Annotated in this window: 22 protein-coding genes; 13 read left to right on the forward strand and 9 right to left on the reverse strand. The window is 33.4% G+C overall.

Translation table 11 applies throughout. The features are described 5' to 3' along the window. Positions 1–41 precede the first annotated feature (41 nt). Positions 42–488, reverse strand: coding sequence for a YfmQ family protein (locus AC1Q8M_RS04775; protein ID WP_098855590.1), 447 nt, complete (start codon positions 486–488; stop codon positions 42–44). A 223-nt stretch (positions 489–711) separates the two neighbouring features. Here AC1Q8M_RS04775 and AC1Q8M_RS04780 point away from each other — a divergent pair, with 223 nt between their 5' ends. From AC1Q8M_RS04780 to AC1Q8M_RS04795, 4 genes are all read left to right on the forward strand, one after another. Next, positions 712–873: a hypothetical protein gene (locus tag AC1Q8M_RS04780; protein WP_000108701.1), complete on the forward strand. Its 162-nt coding sequence runs from the start codon at positions 712–714 to the stop codon at positions 871–873. Between the two features lie 173 nt (positions 874–1,046). Next, positions 1,047–2,138, forward strand: a complete 1,092-nt coding sequence (locus tag AC1Q8M_RS04785) for a serine hydrolase (RefSeq protein ID WP_001214676.1) — start codon at positions 1,047–1,049, stop codon at positions 2,136–2,138. Positions 2,139–2,254: 116 nt separating this feature from the next. After that, a complete protein-coding gene (locus tag AC1Q8M_RS04790; RefSeq protein WP_098250977.1) occupies positions 2,255–2,830 on the forward strand; it encodes a histidine phosphatase family protein in 576 nt (191 codons plus the stop codon). A gap of 89 nt (positions 2,831–2,919) precedes the next feature. Further along, a complete protein-coding gene (locus AC1Q8M_RS04795; protein WP_000461779.1) occupies positions 2,920–3,291 on the forward strand; it encodes a hypothetical protein in 372 nt (123 codons plus the stop codon). A gap of 18 nt (positions 3,292–3,309) precedes the next feature. Here the strand turns inward: AC1Q8M_RS04795 and AC1Q8M_RS04800 are convergent, their stop codons facing one another. From AC1Q8M_RS04800 to AC1Q8M_RS04810, 3 genes are read right to left on the reverse strand one after another with little or no spacing between them, the layout of a single operon-like run. Continuing rightward, entirely contained in the window at positions 3,310–4,242 is a 933-nt protein-coding gene (locus AC1Q8M_RS04800; protein ID WP_141549513.1) for an alpha/beta fold hydrolase, read from the reverse strand. Next, positions 4,203–4,532 (reverse strand): DUF3147 family protein, encoded by a 330-nt coding sequence (locus AC1Q8M_RS04805; protein WP_098855589.1) that lies wholly within the window; start codon positions 4,530–4,532, stop codon positions 4,203–4,205. The genes AC1Q8M_RS04800 and AC1Q8M_RS04805 overlap by 40 nt, the downstream gene beginning before the upstream one ends. Next, positions 4,516–4,926, reverse strand: coding sequence for a MarR family winged helix-turn-helix transcriptional regulator (locus AC1Q8M_RS04810; protein WP_001059782.1), 411 nt, complete (start codon positions 4,924–4,926; stop codon positions 4,516–4,518). Before AC1Q8M_RS04810 ends, AC1Q8M_RS04805 begins: the two co-directional genes overlap by 17 nt. A gap of 122 nt (positions 4,927–5,048) precedes the next feature. Between AC1Q8M_RS04810 and AC1Q8M_RS04815 the strand changes: the two genes are divergently transcribed. After that, a complete protein-coding gene (locus tag AC1Q8M_RS04815; protein WP_002093930.1) occupies positions 5,049–5,876 on the forward strand; it encodes a PP2C family serine/threonine-protein phosphatase in 828 nt (275 codons plus the stop codon). Between the two features lie 42 nt (positions 5,877–5,918). Here the strand turns inward: AC1Q8M_RS04815 and asnB are convergent, their stop codons facing one another. After that, entirely contained in the window at positions 5,919–7,742 is a 1,824-nt protein-coding gene (gene asnB, locus AC1Q8M_RS04820) for an asparagine synthase (glutamine-hydrolyzing) (RefSeq protein ID WP_098360914.1), read from the reverse strand. A 261-nt stretch (positions 7,743–8,003) separates the two neighbouring features. On the opposite strand from asnB, the gene AC1Q8M_RS04825 reads away from it, so the two are divergent. After that, positions 8,004–8,570 carry a sigma-70 family RNA polymerase sigma factor gene (locus AC1Q8M_RS04825; RefSeq protein ID WP_000840007.1) on the forward strand — a complete coding sequence of 189 codons (567 nt, stop codon included), beginning with the start codon at positions 8,004–8,006 and terminating at the stop codon, positions 8,568–8,570. Continuing rightward, on the forward strand, positions 8,567–9,673 hold the full coding sequence (locus tag AC1Q8M_RS04830) for a DUF4179 domain-containing protein (protein WP_098855588.1): 1,107 nt from the start codon (positions 8,567–8,569) through the stop codon (positions 9,671–9,673). The genes AC1Q8M_RS04825 and AC1Q8M_RS04830 overlap by 4 nt, the downstream gene beginning before the upstream one ends. A gap of 41 nt (positions 9,674–9,714) precedes the next feature. Here the strand turns inward: AC1Q8M_RS04830 and AC1Q8M_RS04835 are convergent, their stop codons facing one another. Continuing rightward, a complete protein-coding gene (locus tag AC1Q8M_RS04835) occupies positions 9,715–10,788 on the reverse strand; it encodes a WD40/YVTN/BNR-like repeat-containing protein (RefSeq protein WP_016513044.1) in 1,074 nt (357 codons plus the stop codon). A 212-nt stretch (positions 10,789–11,000) separates the two neighbouring features. On the opposite strand from AC1Q8M_RS04835, the gene AC1Q8M_RS04840 reads away from it, so the two are divergent. Together AC1Q8M_RS04840 and fbpA are read left to right on the forward strand one after the other, a co-directional pair. Then, positions 11,001–11,900 carry a cation diffusion facilitator family transporter gene (locus AC1Q8M_RS04840; protein ID WP_098360916.1) on the forward strand — a complete coding sequence of 300 codons (900 nt, stop codon included), beginning with the start codon at positions 11,001–11,003 and terminating at the stop codon, positions 11,898–11,900. Between the two features lie 193 nt (positions 11,901–12,093). Continuing rightward, positions 12,094–12,264, forward strand: a complete 171-nt coding sequence (gene fbpA / locus AC1Q8M_RS04845) for a Fur-regulated basic protein FbpA (RefSeq protein WP_000098302.1) — start codon at positions 12,094–12,096, stop codon at positions 12,262–12,264. A gap of 56 nt (positions 12,265–12,320) precedes the next feature. Here the strand turns inward: fbpA and AC1Q8M_RS04850 are convergent, their stop codons facing one another. After that, the gene (locus AC1Q8M_RS04850; protein ID WP_098360940.1) at positions 12,321–12,992 is read right to left on the reverse strand and encodes a GntR family transcriptional regulator; all 672 of its coding nucleotides are present in this window, start codon (positions 12,990–12,992) and stop codon (positions 12,321–12,323) included. 16 nt (positions 12,993–13,008) lie between these two features. Next, positions 13,009–13,974, reverse strand: coding sequence for a DMT family transporter (locus AC1Q8M_RS04855; protein ID WP_098360917.1), 966 nt, complete (start codon positions 13,972–13,974; stop codon positions 13,009–13,011). 135 nt (positions 13,975–14,109) lie between these two features. Here AC1Q8M_RS04855 and AC1Q8M_RS04860 point away from each other — a divergent pair, with 135 nt between their 5' ends. Next, the gene (locus AC1Q8M_RS04860) at positions 14,110–14,421 is read left to right on the forward strand and encodes a DUF3784 domain-containing protein (protein ID WP_000879377.1); all 312 of its coding nucleotides are present in this window, start codon (positions 14,110–14,112) and stop codon (positions 14,419–14,421) included. A gap of 35 nt (positions 14,422–14,456) precedes the next feature. Here AC1Q8M_RS04860 and AC1Q8M_RS04865 read toward each other — a convergent pair whose 3' ends face one another. Then, on the reverse strand, positions 14,457–15,644 hold the full coding sequence (locus AC1Q8M_RS04865) for a GTP-binding protein (RefSeq protein ID WP_000757667.1): 1,188 nt from the start codon (positions 15,642–15,644) through the stop codon (positions 14,457–14,459). Positions 15,645–15,812: 168 nt separating this feature from the next. Here AC1Q8M_RS04865 and AC1Q8M_RS04870 point away from each other — a divergent pair, with 168 nt between their 5' ends. The 3 genes from AC1Q8M_RS04870 to AC1Q8M_RS04880 all read left to right on the forward strand — a co-directional run bounded on the left by AC1Q8M_RS04870 (position 15,813) and on the right by AC1Q8M_RS04880 (position 18,475). Then, complete coding sequence (locus AC1Q8M_RS04870; RefSeq protein ID WP_176542718.1) at positions 15,813–16,805, forward strand: permease; 993 nt, start codon at positions 15,813–15,815, stop codon at positions 16,803–16,805. A gap of 13 nt (positions 16,806–16,818) precedes the next feature. Then, on the forward strand, positions 16,819–17,703 hold the full coding sequence (locus AC1Q8M_RS04875; protein ID WP_086392043.1) for a TIGR03943 family putative permease subunit: 885 nt from the start codon (positions 16,819–16,821) through the stop codon (positions 17,701–17,703). Between the two features lie 112 nt (positions 17,704–17,815). Beyond that, a complete protein-coding gene (locus AC1Q8M_RS04880) occupies positions 17,816–18,475 on the forward strand; it encodes a class I SAM-dependent methyltransferase (RefSeq protein WP_001104673.1) in 660 nt (219 codons plus the stop codon). Positions 18,476–18,806: the final 331 nt, after the last annotated feature.

An 18,806-nucleotide genomic window follows, 5' to 3' on the forward strand; every position in this document is an offset into this window, starting at 1 on the left:
TTGCTGCATATAGAATGTAGTAAGGCTCTTATCTTTTTTAGTCAAAATTCAATAACTTTATTATCACTATACAAATCAGCTGATACGAACATATCACTGTTTTGAAGATTTTTAGAGCGTAAACTATAAGCAACTACCTTCTTTTTATATTGTTTTACAACATCAACATGCTCTTCATGACTGTAAATATAAAATGTGAAATCTTTTTTACCACGTTTTGCATTGATAATTAAAGGAGTGCCTTCATTATGGGGTGGTGCATAATAGCGATCTAAAAATAAACCTTCGTTAAAATCATGAATAATTTTTGATTTCTTTTCGCCTTCTACGTTATTTCTGTGAATTGTAATAGTCACATTCTCTTCGTCAAGTTGTGGATGTGTTTCGTACTTGCTAATAATGGATTCAATAACAGTGTTAGGAAGGCTAGAAACGATAATTTTAAATGCTCCAAATACAACTAACATCACAATAAACCAAGTCGTCATAGTATATCATCCCCTTTATTCTATTTAATAATATAACTCATATGGTAATAGTACATATGGTGAAGTTTTGTATAATTTGTGAAAAATATGCCATTTTTACGAACGAAATGTTAGAAAAATCAATTTTGTTACAAAAAGTTGAAATTGAAGTATTTTTAAAAAAAAAGGTTTATAATAAAAATATAACTAATAACCACATTACTAATTATAAGGAAGTGTAACTATGAGTACTGTAGCAATCGTATATGGTATTATTCTTTCCACAATTATTGTTTTGTTTTTCGTTGGGGTCTCACGTTATATTCATAAATGGAAAGAAGGCGTTGCGAAATTAAATCACATTGAAGAAGAACTTAGTGATTTAATGTTACATCATGGTAAGTAAAATTTTTCAACTAAACAATGTGAAGAATATCACAAAACATGCTCTCATCATGAAAGCATGTTTTTTTGTTGTTTAAGAAAAGAAGTGTTTTTTGTATAAATAATCTAATTATTACTTAAAAAGGGAAATTTATTTAGTATAATATATAATATGTTTATTTTAGGGGGAGTATCATGAGGGGATTAAAAGTTGTTGGAATTATAGCTGGAATTACTATAGTAGGCTGTATAGCTTTCTTTTCAGTGAAGGAATATGTCAATTCCAAAGAAGACTCTAATTATGTGCTAAATTACATAAAAGAACATAAGGATGATAAAACAACTTCTTTAATTGTTAAAAGAAATGGTGAAACATTGACATCAATAAATGAAAAAGAAAAACTACCGCTAGCAAGTATGTCGAAAATCGTTATAGCAATTGAATATGCTAAGCAAGTAGCTGAAGGGAAAATAAGAAAAGACGAGCAAATTTCATTGAAAGAATTAGAAAAATACTATGTGAAAAATACTGATGGTGGTGCACACCCTGCATGGCTAGATGATGTAAAAGTTAAAGAGTTAGTGAAGGGTGGTCAAACTTCTTTAGAAGAAGTAGTGAAAGGAATGATCCATTATAGTTCGAATGCGAATACATCATATTTATTGGACAAGCTTGGAGCAGCGCGGATAAATGAAAGTTTGAAAGAGTTAGGCTTAAATAGTCACGATGAATTTTATCCAACGTATACAGGGGCATTATATATGAGGGGCTATGTTGAAAAAGAACTGCATATTCCTCAAAATAAAGCATTGGACAAGCTACGTAATATGTCTAATGATGAATATGTTAAGCATGTATGGCAAATACATGAATGGATGAAAGACGAGAAAGAATGGACAAAACGCGAGATATCGTTAAAAGCCGATATGGACTTTCAACGTATTTGGTCAGATCGGTTTATAGGTGCAAATGCGAAGGATTACATGAGTTTACTGGAAAAGATAAATAGCAGAAATTATTTTACACCACAAATGCAAGGTGAGATTGAGAATATATTTAAAGGAACCGTAGGAGAGGGTATGTTCGAATTTGCTGGACAGAAAGGTGGTTCTACGGCATTTGTATTAACAAATAGTTTCTATGGTACTGATAAAAAAGGGAATAAGATTGAGATTGTCTTTATGATGAACAATTTGAGTGAAAAAGCATTTGAAAAACTTCTAAGTAATATGGATTACTTTATTCGAGATATTGCCATAAGTGAGGAATTCAGAAATAAATTATAATGAAATAATTTTATTATGTAAACAAAAGAGCGCTTATGCAAAGTGCTCTTTTTTAATACAGGATTTTCTAATCTTGTTATTGAATATAAATTGAAAATAAGAAAGAAGGTTGAAAAATGACAACAATCTATTTCGTTCGCCATGCCCATTCTACCTATACAAAAGAAGAACGGGAGCGACCTTTATCTGAAAAAGGGTACTTAGATGCAGAGAATGTAACACGCTTATTAAAAGATAAACATATTGATGTTGTGATTTCTAGCCCGTATAAAAGAGCAATCCAAACTGTACAAGGAATTGCGAATACATATAAATTATCAATACAAACAGAAGAAGATTTGCGTGAAAGATTATTGAGCACAGAGCCGGTATCAAATTTTAATGATGCTATGCAGAATGTGTGGGAAGATTGGAGTTTTGCATACGAAGGCGGAGAATCGAATGATGTCGCACAAAGGCGCGCTGTAATATGTATGCAAAATATATTAAAACAATATGAAGGTAAGAATATTGTAATAGGTACGCATGGAAATATTATGGTATTACTCATGAATTATTTTAATTCGAAATATGATTTAGAGTTTTGGAAAACACTTCATATGCCTGATGTGTATAAATTAAATTTTGATAAAAATCGTTTCATTTCTGCTGAAAGAATAGAGAAAACAGGTCATCGGTTAAATATTTTGTAAAAGTTTATCAAAAAAAGAGGAAAGAGAGAAGTTATTGTAGAAGTATGACTTTGTAACATAAAAAATATATGTTAAAGGAGGCTGTTTACATGTTTGAGAAAGAGAAAGAAGGGCTTATTGAAGTTCAAAACGTATATGAAATTGCACCAGAAGATGGAACAATTATTGGTATGGCAACGGAAGAAGAAATGGAAATTGCTGCTGAACTAGAGTTACAGTACTATGCCCATTCTCGTTTGTTAGAAGCAAATATTCAGTTAGACGGTTCCTCCTACAAAGAGTTACTTCAGGAGTTCCAGGAGTACGAAAGAAAATCAATGAGCTTTTGGCGAGCGATACATAAACGTTTAGCTGTGCCATGGGCGTGGGTACTACGTATTGATGTTGCGAATGGCCCTATATATGTAAGTAATGGAAGTTCATATTACGAAGAAATCGATGATGAAGAAGATTATGAATAGATAAGTAAGGAAGCAGCTTTAGTTGCTTCCTTTTTTTATTTGTAAGAAATGAATCGCCTCAATAATAATATCTGGTCGATCATTTTCTATACCGTAACTCGCATGTTCGGCAAGAATATATTGGTTGTTAGTTGAGAGGTGTAATTGTTCGTGAATTAGTTCTTGCCACATTGCTTCAAGTTGTGTTGCTTCCTCTTTAGGCATGCCGCCATTAGTCAATTGAGTAATAGAATATTGAGGATCTCTACCGATAACGATTAATGGTATTTCTAATGTTTTACATAGCTCTTTTAGTGAGAGAGCACAGTTTTTCCACTCCGATAGTTCAGAAGCTGTCGCTTTATATAATGAAGGCGAGGTAGAGAATTCAATTTGCTGTTTTGATTGATCGGTGAGCATAGGTTTTAGTTCATTATAAAGTGTGTCTACATCCATTTTGGAATATATATTATATTTTTGAAACCAAACATCATCAGAATCAGTTTGATCAGAAATTGGTAAATGAAGTTCATCTAAACGGTGTAAGTTCATCGAAGTAGAATCAACTAAAATAAGTGCTTGCAGCTTATCTTCATGTAACATCGCAAAATGTTGTGCACATAATCCTCCATAGGAATGACCGATTAGAATAAATGGCTCTTGAATAGCTAGTTTGTTTAGTAACATATGTAGCTCTTTTGTAACTTGCCTTATTGTACGCGGCTGATTGCCTAAATCACTTTTTCCGTAACCTGGGCGATGGTATGAAACGACTGTAAAGTGCTCTGAAAGCTTTTCTATAATAGGAAACCAATCATAAAATGAGCAAGTCATTCCGGTTTGAATGACTACAGTTTGTTTACCAATTCCTTTTATATGTACTTCTATATTTTGCCCCATTATTTCTACAAATTTATGAATGTTAATTCCTCCTAAGCTTGAAATAATTTTTGACAAGCAAAAACGATACACCAAACACCTATACCAAGTAGGACAGATGTACTAAGTGTAAATGAATTTTTTAAACCAATATAGACGATAAATAATAGTAGTGCTGATGCGGGGAATCCATATAATACCCCTAAAGCAAATTGACTCAATTCTTGTTTATTTCCGCCTTCGAATGAAATCCAAAATAGACTAAGTAAACTCACGAGAGGAAGGGCAGCAATAAAGCCACCTATCGTACTGTAATGTTTAGCGACTTCAGTGATAATGCCAATAATAAGTGCCGAAACGAGTACTTTAACGAGGAAATGCATATTTTGCCTCCTTCGCTAATAACGAAAATGCTTTTTCAATTAATTGTTGTTCTTCTTTTGATAACTGTGATTCTAATATTTTTATCTTTTCTTTATCTAGTAAAGTATGTTTTTCTAATCCTTCAATTCCTTCAATTGTTAAAGTAAGGTTTACCACTCTTTCATCTTTTTTATTTCTCTCTTTAACGATGAAACCCTTTTGAATAAGGCGTTTTATATGTTCAGACGCTGTGTTATGAGAAAGACTAAGCTCAGTAGCGACTTTTCCAATTGTTATATCTTTCTCACGAGAAACGATTTGTAAAATACGAATTGCTTGGTGGGAAAGGTTGTCCTCGTATTCGTATCGTAAGTGATAATAAATGCTCTCCCAATGTTGATTAATGTTGTTCATAATAATAAATCCCCTTTTTTATATCGTATAGTAAGATATATTCGTTGTTTTAGAAATAAAATCCTTTTATTTGGATAAAAAATGTTGAAAAAGTTTATTTTTATTGAAATATAAGGTAATCTATGTGTAAAGGTATACATTTAGCAAGAGAGAGGATGATAGCTGTGAATACATTCAAATGGATTAGTCATGAACAGATGTATGTAGATGAAATACATGTTGAAAAATGTGGTCCTCTTTCAGTCGGCGTATATGGGGGAAATCAAGAGAGTGATGCATATGAACGAGGAGATGCGGTGCTGGCTTGGTGGGATCCTGAATTACAATTTGAATTTGTTATGATTTTTGATACACATCACAAAACAAAAAATATAGATTATATAATAGAAGCGATTTCGGAAAGAAAAGAAAAACTAAAAGATTTATTCTCATATCCAATACATTTAGCTTTTCATCATACACATATGTACTTATTAGCGTTATTTACAGATGAGTTATTTATTAAAAAGTGTGATCAAGATGATGAGGAACTCGCTTGCTTAATTTGTTTACGAAAAGGCGAATTTTTATATTGGTTATCAGTTGGTGATTGTTTTGCATATTTATTCCATTCTGAGAAAACGAAAAATGGAAAAGGACGATTAAATAAACGGAAAAATTACGAATATATTGGCAGGAAAAATATTTTTGCAGCAAATACACCTTGCTTTACGTCAGGTGTAAGAGGATTAGAAAAAGGAATGAATCACATTGTAATGGCAACGGACGGTATTTTAGAGTGTGATAAACGAAGGTTTGATGATGATCAATCTTTAGTAGAAATATTACATGACGGAAATAGCTTGCAGATTGAGCCAGTATTAACAAATGTACTGCAGTGGAAAGGTAGAGACTGTGCCACGATTATTGGATGGTCTATTGATACTGATAATAAACAATGTGCTAATTAATATAAAAGGAGTTCAAGGTTTTTATCCTTGAACTCCTTTTTGTTAAGCGATATGGATGTGATATGTTTTCAACCATTCATTTACTTGTAGCATATACTCCATGGCACTTCTTGCCTCAAAATTGTTAATCTCTTTATTACTTTGATCAGCAATTGAAAGTAAGATGGAATGGTTAATAAGTGAGAAAATAGGATTGTTTTTATTGTTACACATATCAAGTGTTAAATTACGGATTGTTTGTAAGTAGAGTGGATCTTGTGAAGTTGGATAAGCGCTTTTTCTTCTATTGCGTACATCGTCAGGTAAAGCTGGTTGTAGTGCTCTACGTAAAATGCCTTTTTCAATATTATCAATACTTTTTATGTTGAAAGGAACATTCCATAAATATTCAACTAATCTATAATCGCAAAACGGTACACGAACTTCAAATCCAACAGCCATACTCATGCGATCTTTACGGTCAAGTAAGAAAGGAAGGAATCTTGTTAAAAATAAATAAAACATTTGACGTTGTTTCGCGGATTTTTTACTTTCGCCTTCAAGAGTAGGTACTTCAAGTATCGCTTCTTGGAATCGTGTATCAATATAGTCTTCTAGATTACATTGGTTATTTACTTCATTTAGTAGAAGAGGAGATGTATTTTTCCAATTTGTTAGCCAAGGAAACTTATCTACATATAGTAGTTCTTCTTGATGAAACCAAGGATATCCACCGAATACTTCATCAGCCGATTCGCCGGATAAAGCTACGGTCGCATCTTTTTTCATTTCGCAAAATAGTAAATATAGTGAAGTTTCCATTTCACCAGCACTCGGTAAATCTTTTGCATGAAGGGGAACGAATAATTGATTTGCTAATTCTTCAGCATTCACAATAATATCATGATGCGCTGTCCCGACATGTTCAGAAACGCGTTTTACCCAAGGTGCATCTAAACCAGTGCGAGCAAATGTCAGTTCGAAATCTTTTGCGCTATTTACAAAGTCAACAGAATACGTATGAAGTGTTTTATTTTCAGCAGCAAATTCTTTACCCGCAAGTGCAGTAATACCGCTAGAGTCTAATCCGCCTGATAACATACAAACGAGAGGAACATCGGCAATTAATTGTCTTTTTACTGTATCTTGTAAAATAGATAAAATATGCGAAGATGTATCTTCTATAGAGTCTGTATGGAACTTACTTTCTAAATTCCAATACTTAGTAACTACTTTTTTATGACGTGTAAATGTTATAGAATGTCCAGCACGTACTTCTTGAATATGTTTAAAGACGCCACATCCTGGAGTGCGAAATAAGCCTAATCCAAATATTTCATTTATTCCATCCGCATCAATTTCAGCAGGGACAGATGGATGCGCTAATAATGCTTTAATTTCAGAGCCGAAAATAATACTGCCATTTCTTTCTGTAAAAAAGAGTGGTTTTACACCTAAATGATCTCGTGCTAAAAACAATTGTTGCTTCTGATCATCCCATAAGGCAAAAGCGAAAATTCCGTTTAAATGTCGTACGCAGTCTTCTTTCCATTCTAAATAAGCATGTAGTAATACTTCTGTATCTGAATGGGTTTCAAATGCATGCCCACATTTTTGAAGCTGCTCTCTAAGTTCACGGAAATTATAAATTTCTCCATTATAAGTAAGAGCATAAGTATAATCACCAGCACGAAATGTTTTTGGCTGCGTTCCTCCTTTAGGATCTATTACGATTAATCGGCGGTGTGCAAAAGCTGCGCGAGGTGAAAACCAAAATCCTTCAGCATCCGGACCACGATGCTGAATACTATTTGCCATCTTTTTTAAAATAACATGTTGATTTGAAAGGTCTTCTTTCCAATCCACCCAACCTGTAATTCCACACATACATATCTCATCTCCTAATTTAAAATAGTAGATTAACGAAATAAAATATACACTAAGTTAAAGAATGACTATATAAATAGTGTACTACATGAATCAAATTGTAGACTTGAGAAAATTTTCTTTGAACGCATAGTTATGTGAGACAATGGCTAAGGAAAAGTATTCCATTACATACAAAAATAAAAAAGATGAGAGAAAAAATTTTCTCAGACGTTATATAAGGTGTAAAAGCTTTTACAAAATAATAAGGGGAATCGCTACATGAAATCAAATGAGAAAAATTTTATAAAAAGATTACAGCGGCAAAAAGAAGACGCGTTAGAATTTGTTGTCGATACATACTTACCGCTCATAAAGGGGATCACGCATAAAGTTCTACTTCCAATTCAAAATGATGGACTCATAGAGGAATGTATAAACGATATATTTCTTTCCATTTGGAATAACGCAAATAAATTTCATGGAGAGCCAAGTGATTTTAAAAAGTGGATTGCAGCGATTGCGAAGTTTAAAGCAATTGATTATTACCGGAAATCGACTAAAACAGTAGAAATCATTTCAGATGAGTTTCATATCAGTACAGAAAAATCAGCAGAAGACGAATTAATCGTTATGGAAGATAGGGAAGAATTATTGAAGCTCATTAATCAATTAGAACCGCTAGATCAAAAGGTGTTCATTATGAAATATTTACTTGGTATGAAGACAGAGGAAATAGGTGACAAGTTAGGATTAACTCGGGCAGCAATTGATAATCGAGTGTACCGGGGGAAAAAGAAACTACAACAAAATGCTACGAATATTAGTTTTGGAGGTAGTGCAATATGAAAGACATTTATGAACTATTAAATGATATTGATATAGACGAAAAAGAACTAGAAGAAATTGAGGCTTCTGAAATTGAAAAGGAAAAAGTAAAACGAAATGTAAAACAATCGATACGTACGAAGAAAAAGATGAAAAATTGGAAAAAAGGTGTCGCTGCTGCATCTATTTTAGTAGGATTATCAGTTGCAACTCTTGGTATCGGTTTTCCTACATATGCTGGAGGGTTGCCAATTGTAGGTGATATATTCCGATTTTTAGATAATGGTAGAACGGGGGTATATGAAAATTATAAAGAGTTTTCGACTGAATTGAATATGACGAGAGAGAGTAATGGGATTAAGGTTACACTCAATGATGCCGTTTTTAATGGAAGAACTGTAACGATAACATATTCTATTGAAAGTGATAAGGATTTAGGAGAAAATCCAAATGTAATAGAATTTTTACAAATTGCCGGATTTAATGGTACGACTGGTAGTTCTAAAATTACAAAAGTGGATGACAAGAAATACGTAGGTATGAGTACAGCAACTGATGTTGATGGTATAAAAATGGATGCTGCAAATGTCAAGTGGGAGATAGATAAGATAGAAACAGTAGATGGAACACAATCAATTAAAGGGAACTGGAATTTTGCGCTTTCTTTAAATGCGATGGACAGTAAAGAAGTGAAACTTAAAGGAAGTTCTGAAAATAAATTAATAAAAGTAAATATAGACAAAATGGAAGTAACCTCGATGTCCTTTATCGTTTTTTATAATCAAGAAGAATCTAAGGCGTTAAGAAGTATATGGGATAGCGCTGATGTGGAATTAGAAATAAAAGATGATTTAGGAAATCGATATGCAGGTCAAGGCAATGGTGGAAGTAGTACAGTAGCAGAGCCGCATAAAAGTAGTTGGAGTGCTACATTCCAAAAAATGAACGAAAATGCAACGAAACTTATTATTACACCTCATGTTAATTTAAGAGTTCATACACCAGAAAACTTTGGTGGAGTGGAATTTATTAATGGAATCGAGAAGAAAATTGAAGTGCCGAAAAAAGAAGCGAAGAGTAAAGATATTGTGTTAGATGATATTGTCATTGATTTAAAGAAATGAAAGAGAGACTGCCTAAAATCATTTAGGCAGTCTTTTTTTCGTTAAGAACTAGTGACGAGTAGTGCATGTGGATGCTGCGTTTTATACTCATCTTTCCACGGAATGTTTAGATGTTCCCACGATTCGCCGCTATCATTGGATTGAAACACGCCGTTGTTATTTAACGTGTAAAACGTATGTGGTTCTGCCTTGTTTGTAGCAAACATCGAAATGACTGTACCGATTGCAGATGGTAGTCCTTGTTGTACTTGCTGGAAAGGAGTATCTTTCGTTTTTCGATAAATATAAGATTCATAAGGGATACGGTGATGAGCGAGATCAGCACTTGGCGCGGCAGAAACTAGAATCGTATTACAATCAGCTGGATCAATTGCCATGCTGTATAAATAATGATGTTCAAGTCCTTCACTGCATGAGATCCAGCTGTTTCCATTGTTATAACTTTCAAGATAGGCACGATCAGGTCCGCCCATAAATCCGTCACCACATGATGCATAAAGACGATTTGGTGCTTCAGGGTGCATAAGTAATTGATGAGCATCGATAGGAGCACCGAATTTTTTATCAATCCATGTATGCCCTTTATCATTACTTTGAATAACAGCACCAGCTTCGATTGAAACGTGTATTGTATTAGGGTTGTTTGGATCAACTGTAATCCAGCGTACGTGATGGGTAAAAGGTCTAGGCGGGAAAGCCCACGTATAAGAAGATAATAATGATTTCATATTTTTAAGTTCAGTCCACGTTTCACCACCATTTTCAGAGCGAAATAAAGCGCTCGGTTCTGTGCCAACATAAACGACCCCATATCCGTTAACTTGTTCATTTGAGCTTATTGTTATGGAAGTGATAGAGGAGTGCAAAATACCATCTTCTTTAGGGAAATCAAAGTAACGATAAGAATCTCCAATTGGTCTCCATGAATCCCCGCTATCGTCACTTAACCATAGACCTCGTCCAAATGTTCCGCAATATACACGGTTTGGGTGGAACGGATCAACAGCGATACAGGTAGGTTGCATATTTTGTAAGTGGTAAGTCGTTTCATAGTTATCATATTGTTCTTTCACTACAACAAGTTCACGTTCCATACAGAGAAATAAACGTTTCATTTAAGTAACCTCCTTAAAAATTCTTTCATTAGTAAACAGTATGAAAATAAAAAAGAAGTAGTCTTGTTTTTATTTGAGAAAAAGGGATTGTCTAAAAAATAGCGAAGTGTGTATACAGAGGAAGCGGGCGTTTACAATCAGTCAATTCGGGATAAAGATGGGGAGTTTGTTTCATACTAACATACAGATATTGTACTTAAAGGAGTATAAGTATGGGACATTCGCATGATCATGGTCATTCAAAAAATAAAAAGGCGTTACTAATTGCCTTCCTACTAACAACAAGTTTTATGATTGCAGAAGTTATTGGTGGATTTGTAACAAATAGCTTAGCACTATTATCTGACGCGGGGCATATGCTAAGTGATGCAGTATCTTTAGCTTTAAGTTTACTTGCGTTTAAGCTCGGAGAAAAAACAGCAACAACTGTGAAAACATATGGATATAAGCGAGTCGAAATGTTAGCAGCATTATGTAACGGTGTCGTTCTTATTGTCATTTCGGTATACATTTTTATTGAAGCAATCCGTCGTTTTAAAGAACCAGTTGAGATTGCTAGTAATGGGATGCTCATTATTGCAGTCCTTGGTCTGCTTATTAATATTTTATCAGCTTGGATATTAATGAGAGGCGGAGATGTGAAAGGTAATTTGAATTTAAGAAGTGCTTTCTTACACGTACTAGGCGATCTATTGGGTTCCGTCGGAGCGATTATTGCTGCGTTACTTATTAAATTTTTCGGATGGACGGCTGCAGATGCGATTGCTAGTATTCTTGTGTCTATTTTAGTCATTATTAGTGGATGGCGTGTAACACGTGATACGGTTCATATATTAATGGAAGGTGCACCACAGCACATAAATATTAAAGAGGTAAAAAGTACGTTATTAAATATTCCGATTGTCAAAGAAGTTCATGATTTGCACATATGGTCTGTCACATCAGATTTTCAAGTATTAACATGTCATCTTATTATTAAAGGGAATGAAACGCAAAGTGTATTAAAAGAGGCTACGTATGTATTAAAGGAGAAATTTCATGTAGAACATGTCACCATTCAAGTAGAAATAGATGGTGAATTTCATCATGATGAGACAACTTGCAAAGTATGAAAGAAAAAGGATAAGAAAAAGTGTCATAACATTTTTCGCACGGCATACATATATATAATGTGGCCACAAATACTTTGCAAGGTAAATATTTCATGAAATTACTTTACTTATAAAGAGTCATCTTTTATAATCAAAAGTGGTAATTGATAAAGATTATCATTTTCAATGATCGTAGAAAGGAGTTTTTTAAAAGATGAGTAGTCAACTCCGTTTTGCTGTTGAAAATCGTAAGAGGCATTTAATTGATGAGTTAATTGGAGCAGGTGTGTTTAAGATTCGCGACCGACAATTATACGAGCTGTCTTTAGAGGAATTGGAAAAAGAGTACGAAGATATGGAAGATTATGCGAATATTCAGGCGTAGCTATATAGATTAGTAAAAGGAGAGCTGGTTACGATTTTGTGTAACCAGCTCTCTTTTTATTTCGTAGAAATTATTTTTTGTATTTCTTTCATGGGACGGATCCAGTTTTGGGTCATTATTTGTTCCATTTGTTTTTCGTCCTGCTTCTGTAATGCTTGAATGATAGAGTGATGTTCTTCAATAGATTGACTTGCTGGAACAAAGTTTTGGAAAAACAAATATTCAAGACGTAAAACGTGAAGTTGCATATTTTCTAGAAAGGGTTCAATATATTGATTTTTAGCAATAGAAGAAATTGTATTGTGGAATTGTATATCTAATTCTAAAGCTTGTTTTGCGTTTTTTTTCTCTATAGAGTGCTGAAAATGATCATTTATTTCAGAAAGTAGTTGAATATCAGCGTCTGTAATGTTTTGAAGAGCTTGCTTTCCTATAATAGAGTGAAGACCAGCCATCGTTTCATAAATGATAGATACGTCGTCTAACTTAATAGGAGCAATTTTCGTTTTTTGCCCTGGTACCATTTCCACTAATCCAGAAAGCTCTAATATTTGAAGTGCTTCCCTTACAGGTGTTCTGCTTACTCCTAGTGCCTCAGCCAATTCCCCATCATTAATTTTTTCATTGGGCTTCAGTACACCTTCAATAATCCAATTTTGTAGTTGATTTAAAACGAGTGATTTTGCTGAAATTCTTCCTGGTTTTTTATAATTTTGAGGGACAGGCATAGTGAATTCAATCCTTTCATTGTATATTTTCCTTTTTTGCATGAACAAGCTTTAATTTTTGTTTCCCTTCATCCGGCTTTTGGCTTAAGATGAGCACCATTACAATGACACAAAAAGCGCCTAATAACTGAAAAGATTGAAATGGCACGTGTAATATAAGTACAGAAGAAATAATAGCTGCGAGTGGTTCTGTGCAACCAAATAATGTTGTTTCTTTCGGAGTCAGGTATCGTATGCTGTCTAAGTATAAATAAAAGGCAATAAGTGTCCCGAAAATGACGACAAATGTGATGAGCGGTAGGGTACTTAGTTTTACATATTTCATAGTTGATAATAAAATGAATTCGTTTGTAGAAATAAAGTGTACAATCGTTACACCAATACCCCCAATAATCATGCCCCATCCAACGATAACGGAGGAAGACCATTTTTCTAACAATTCCTTTGAATATAAACTATAAAAAGCGAGAGATAATCCAGATAAAACACCCCAAATAATAGCTGGTGTAGAAACAGCCAAGTTATGAACAGACCCGTTTGTTAGTAAGAGAAAAGTGCCTACTAATGAAAGGATAATTGAAATGAAATCAATTTTTGATGGACGAACGTTCCATTTGAAAAGTAAGTATACAGTGATGAATATAGGAGCTAAATATTGTAATAATGTTGCCACGGCAGCATTTCCTTCTTTAATTGAAGCGAAATACGTATACTGTACAGCAAGCATACCGAATAGACCAAACAAAATCATTTTAATAGCATCAGATTTTTGTTTCCAAATGCCAAATATCTCTTTTTTTCTCGTTCCGAATGAGGAAATAATGAGCAAAATAATTCCAGATATAAGTAAACGGATCGTAACTAACCATTCGGTTGAAACATTGTCATATTGAAAAAGTTGTTGTGCAGCTGTACCAGACAAGCCCCATAAACAAGCACCGATTATGACCATTATAATTCCTTTTAATCGATTTGAATCCATATGATCTAAAATTCTCCTTTCTAAAAATACAAATTGAATACAATATGCAATATATCACAGAATGACTCATTAATAAACTGAAATTTCTAATTTGTTTTTTGTGTATAGTAAAATATTGTAGAGGAGGGGGAGTATATGTTAGCTGGATTTTTAGTTTGTTTATTTGTAGGGTTACTTATCATTTTTTTAGGGTATCAAATACATGTGAAAAAGAGGTTGTTTTTGTTAGCAGGATATCAAGAAGAAACGTTTGTTGGAGATAAAAATAAATTAGCGAAGCTTTCAGGAGCATTTTCTTATATAGTCGGAGTTGCTACTATAATATTACCGCTTAGCTTAGAAAAAATAGGGGATGTAGTTGGTATCATATATGCTATATTAATTGTTTTAGGTACAGTTGTATTTATAATTAAAGCAAACCTATTAAATAAGAGTGCTATAAAATAAAAAGGCTTCATTCTACTGAAGCCTTTTATTAATTATTATGAAGTATAAGTAAAAGCCGGAATAGGATCAATAAATGTATTCCACTTTTGTCCCATTTCCTTTTCTGTTAATAGACAATCATCTAATGATTGTTCAATCACAGAACGATTCATATCAATACCGATAAATACGAGCTCAGTTATTCGATCTCCATATTGCTCGTCCCAGTTTTTTAATACTTCTGGTTCTTCTGCAATCATTTGATTTCTTTCAGTTTCAGGTAATGCGGCTATCCATTCACCGGCTCCTTGAATTGTAATAGAGGAACCTGCTTGAGATAGAAGCCCTATCATATTATTACGAGATGCGAGCCAGAAGAATCCTTTCGCTCTTACAACATCTAAAGGCCATTTTTCTAGCCAATTCATAAGGCGCTCGGGATGGAAAGGATATTTGCGACGGTAAACAAAGGAATTGATACTGTATTCTTCCGTTTCCGGTGTATGATGTTCACTATTTAATTCTTGTATCCAGCCGGCCGATTGACTAGCTTCTTCATAATTAAATAGATTTGTGTTTAAAATTTCTTGTAATGGTACTTTGCTAAACGAAGCTTCAAGAATTTTTGCATTAGGATTTAATTTTTTTAGTAAATGATGAAGCTCTATCACATCTTCTTTTTCTAGCAAATCTATTTTATTAAGAATAATTACGTTTGCAAACTCAATTTGATCTATTAATAAATCAATAACTTCCCGGGTATCATTCTCATCGATTGCTTGTTTTCGGTCTAATAAACTTTCTCCGTCTGCAAAATCATCCCAAAACCTATTTGCATCTACAACTGTAACCATCGTATCGAGGCGACAATTTTTCGTTAAATCAATGTTAAGAACTTCGTCTGTATAAGTAAATGTTTGAGCAACTGGAATAGGCTCACTTATACCAGAAGATTCAATAATAATATAGTCAATATCACCATTTTCAACAAGACGATTCACTTCTATCATTAAATCTTCTCGTAGTGTACAACAAATACAGCCATTTTGAATTTCTACTAGTTTTTCCTCCGTACGTGAAAAACCACCCTTTTTTATAAGAGATGCATCAATGTTTACTTCGCTCATGTCATTAACGATGACAGCTACTTTTAAGTTATTCTTATTAGTCAAAATGTGATGTAGTAAGGTAGTTTTTCCAGATCCTAAAAAACCACTTAATACAGTGATAGGTACTTTTTTCATGAAATGATCTCTCCTTTAAATCGTAATGATTACGTTTTATGTTAAACGATGGGAAAAGAAAAAGCAAGAATAAATCATAATGATTACGATTTAAGAATAGAAATAGACTATAAAATTTGTGCTGTAGTATGGAGCATTTGGACAAGCACATGTTTACATATAAATAAAATGGAGGCGAGAAGCTTGGTCTTTAATAGAGTTTCAAAAGAATTAGTAGGCATAGCTCTTATCGCTATGTTTCTCTTTTTATTATTTTTTGTAGATTTTACAAGTCTAGCAAATTTGCACAAAAATATGCCACAGGAATGGTTGAATGTGAATACATTATTTTTAAGTATCATTTTTGAAGCAATACCCTTTATTTTATTAGGGGTAATTGTTTCTTCATGTATTCAAGTGTTTGTGACGGAAGATATGATTCAAAAAGTCATGCCGAAATCTCCAATTGTTGCAATGATTCCAGCAGTATTTGTGGGAGTTCTTTTTCCAATGTGTGAATGTGTCATTATACCAATTGTAAGAAGGCTCATTCAAAAGGGGCTACCACTTCATGTAGGCATTGTTATTTTATTGAGTGCACCCATTATGAATCCAGTTGTTCTTTTATCTACTGTATATGCGTTTCCCAAAAATGATTACGTTGTATATGCACGCTTTGGGATAACAATTTTAGTTGCTCTATTTATAGGGCTAATTGTGTATTACTGCTATCGCGAAAGAAATGTTTTAAAAGATGTAGAGGTTTCAGTTCAAACAAGCAAAAAAAAGAGTTGGAAAGATGTTATGAATCATATTGTAGATGAGTTTTTTGATACTGGTAAATATTTATTGATTGGTGCTTTTTTAGCAAGTGTATTTCAAACGTTTTTTGATCGGAATGTACTGGATGCAATAGCACATAACGAAGTAATTGCCCCCTTTATTATGATGGGATTTGGTTATGTTCTATCAATTTGCTCTGCAGCAGATGCTTTTATAGCGGCATCTTTTGGACATGTTTTCTCGGTAAAGGCACTTCTCGCATTTCTTGTGTTTGGGCCTATGCTTGATATGAAAAATACGTTAATGCTATTTGCATATTTTCAAAAGAGATTTGTATTCTTTTTGATGGGAATTGTGATTGTATCTGTGTATACCATCCTGCAAATCATAATGTTATAGGAGGTGAGAAAGAATGGAGAAAGAGGAGCAGAAGGCATATCATCGCTATATTCGTGGCATTATTTTAATTGGTTTAGCAATGCTCTTATTTAAACTACTTGTAACAGGTAATATTTATAATTTTATCGCTCCAAAAATGATCAAATTTACGTATATAGCTTTTGTAGTAATTTTAATTTTTGGTACTGTACAAGTTTGGGGAGATGGAAGAGAGAAACAGCATGATTGTAATTGTTGTAAACATCATACAACATCAAAATCAGGGATAAAAAGTTTCTTTGTATATGTTTTATTTGTCGTTCCGATAGTTAGTGCTTTTCTCTTTGGAAGTGTAACAATTGATGGAAGTTTAGCAGGAAAAAGGGGTATGAATCAAAGTGTACAGTCGAGAAGTCTGGAAAGGAATGAAAAAGAGGGGGAACAGGTTAATTTTGATGGGCGAGAAGTATCCGTTGATCCAGAAGAAACATCAAATTTATCAACGACTTATAAAACGGAAGAGCAAGTAGTAAAAAGTATGTTAGGACAGCGTAAACTACAAGTAAAGGATAAGGACTATGTTCAAACAATGAATGTAATTGGTCAAAATGTTAATTGGTTTAAAGGGAAAGAAATTACATTCTTAGGGTTTATATATAAGGATAAAGATGTGACGGGTAATAAAACAGTAGTGGCTCGATATGGCATAACTTGTTGTATTGCGGATGCATCAGTCTGGGGGATGATTGTTACCGGGCAAAATGTTGAAAAAATTCCAGAAGAAACATGGGTGGAAATAACAGGATTATTAGGTGAAACGACATATAAAGGAACAGTCTTTCCACTTGTAAAAGTAAACAAAATCAAGAAAATTAATAAGCCAAATGAACCATATGTATATGATGCTTTACCTCAATAGAAAAGAATAAATTCTTCATATTTTCATGAAATAGAATCATAATCATGGCGATAAAAAAATAAAGATAAGAGTAATTTGGTTTGTTAAAAATATGTGCAGAAGGAGTTATGCGATGAACTGGGTTACTCATAAACCATCATTTGAATTTGAAACATTTAGTCCTATTATTCGGTCACAATCTGCGTGGAGTGGACATTTAGATTTTGCATATGACTTAGTGCGATTTGAAAAACCAGAAACTTTAGTTGAGTTAGGTACACATCTAGGTGCTTCTTTCTTCAGTTTTTGTCAGGGAGTAAAAGATGGAGGGTTATCGACTAAATGCTTTGCAGTAGATACTTGGGCTGGAGATGGGCATACAGGTCCATATGGAGAAGGAGTTTTTCAAATAGTAGAAAAAGTAGTGAGTGATAACTACCTTAATATAGGAAATTTAATTCGATCTACTTTTGATGATGCTGTAGACCGGTTTCAAGATGAAACGATAAATCTTTTGCATATTGATGGCTATCATACGTATGAAGCTGTTTCTCACGATTATAATACATGGCTACCGAAAGTCGCGAAAAACGGTATTGTATTATTTCATGATATTGAAGTTAGAAGTAGTGATTTCGGCGTATATAAGTTTTGGGATGAGGTAAAAGCGAAGTACCCTCATTTTCAATTTGCGCATTCATATGGACTGGGAGTGTTATTTCCGAAGGGTTGTAGTGATAAGTTTGAGGAAATACTTAAAAATAAAGAAGAAATACAAAATATGTATAAATAAAGGTAGGGCATGCATCATTTTAATGATGTGTGCCCTATTTTTGTGTGGGAAATTATGGTGTGAATTAAAAAGTGAAGATAGTTGTAAAAAGTTTTGTTGCAGCAAATATTAAAAAAGTTAGTATGGGATTTTTCTTTGTAAATAAAGTGAAGCTTTAATACGTTCATATCAATTCGGAATTTTACAGTAGTTAATTTCTTACCTAAGTGCTTTGCACTTACTGAATTTTAAGGCGGAGGTCTTATTGGCTGAAAATATCGGGATAAATAAAAATACAACATTTTTTATATTTTTCATTGCGAAAAACGTAATCTACTTTTACAATAGAAAG

The sequence above is a fragment of the Bacillus sp. GW823-FHT06A10 genome (assembly GCF_058795375.1).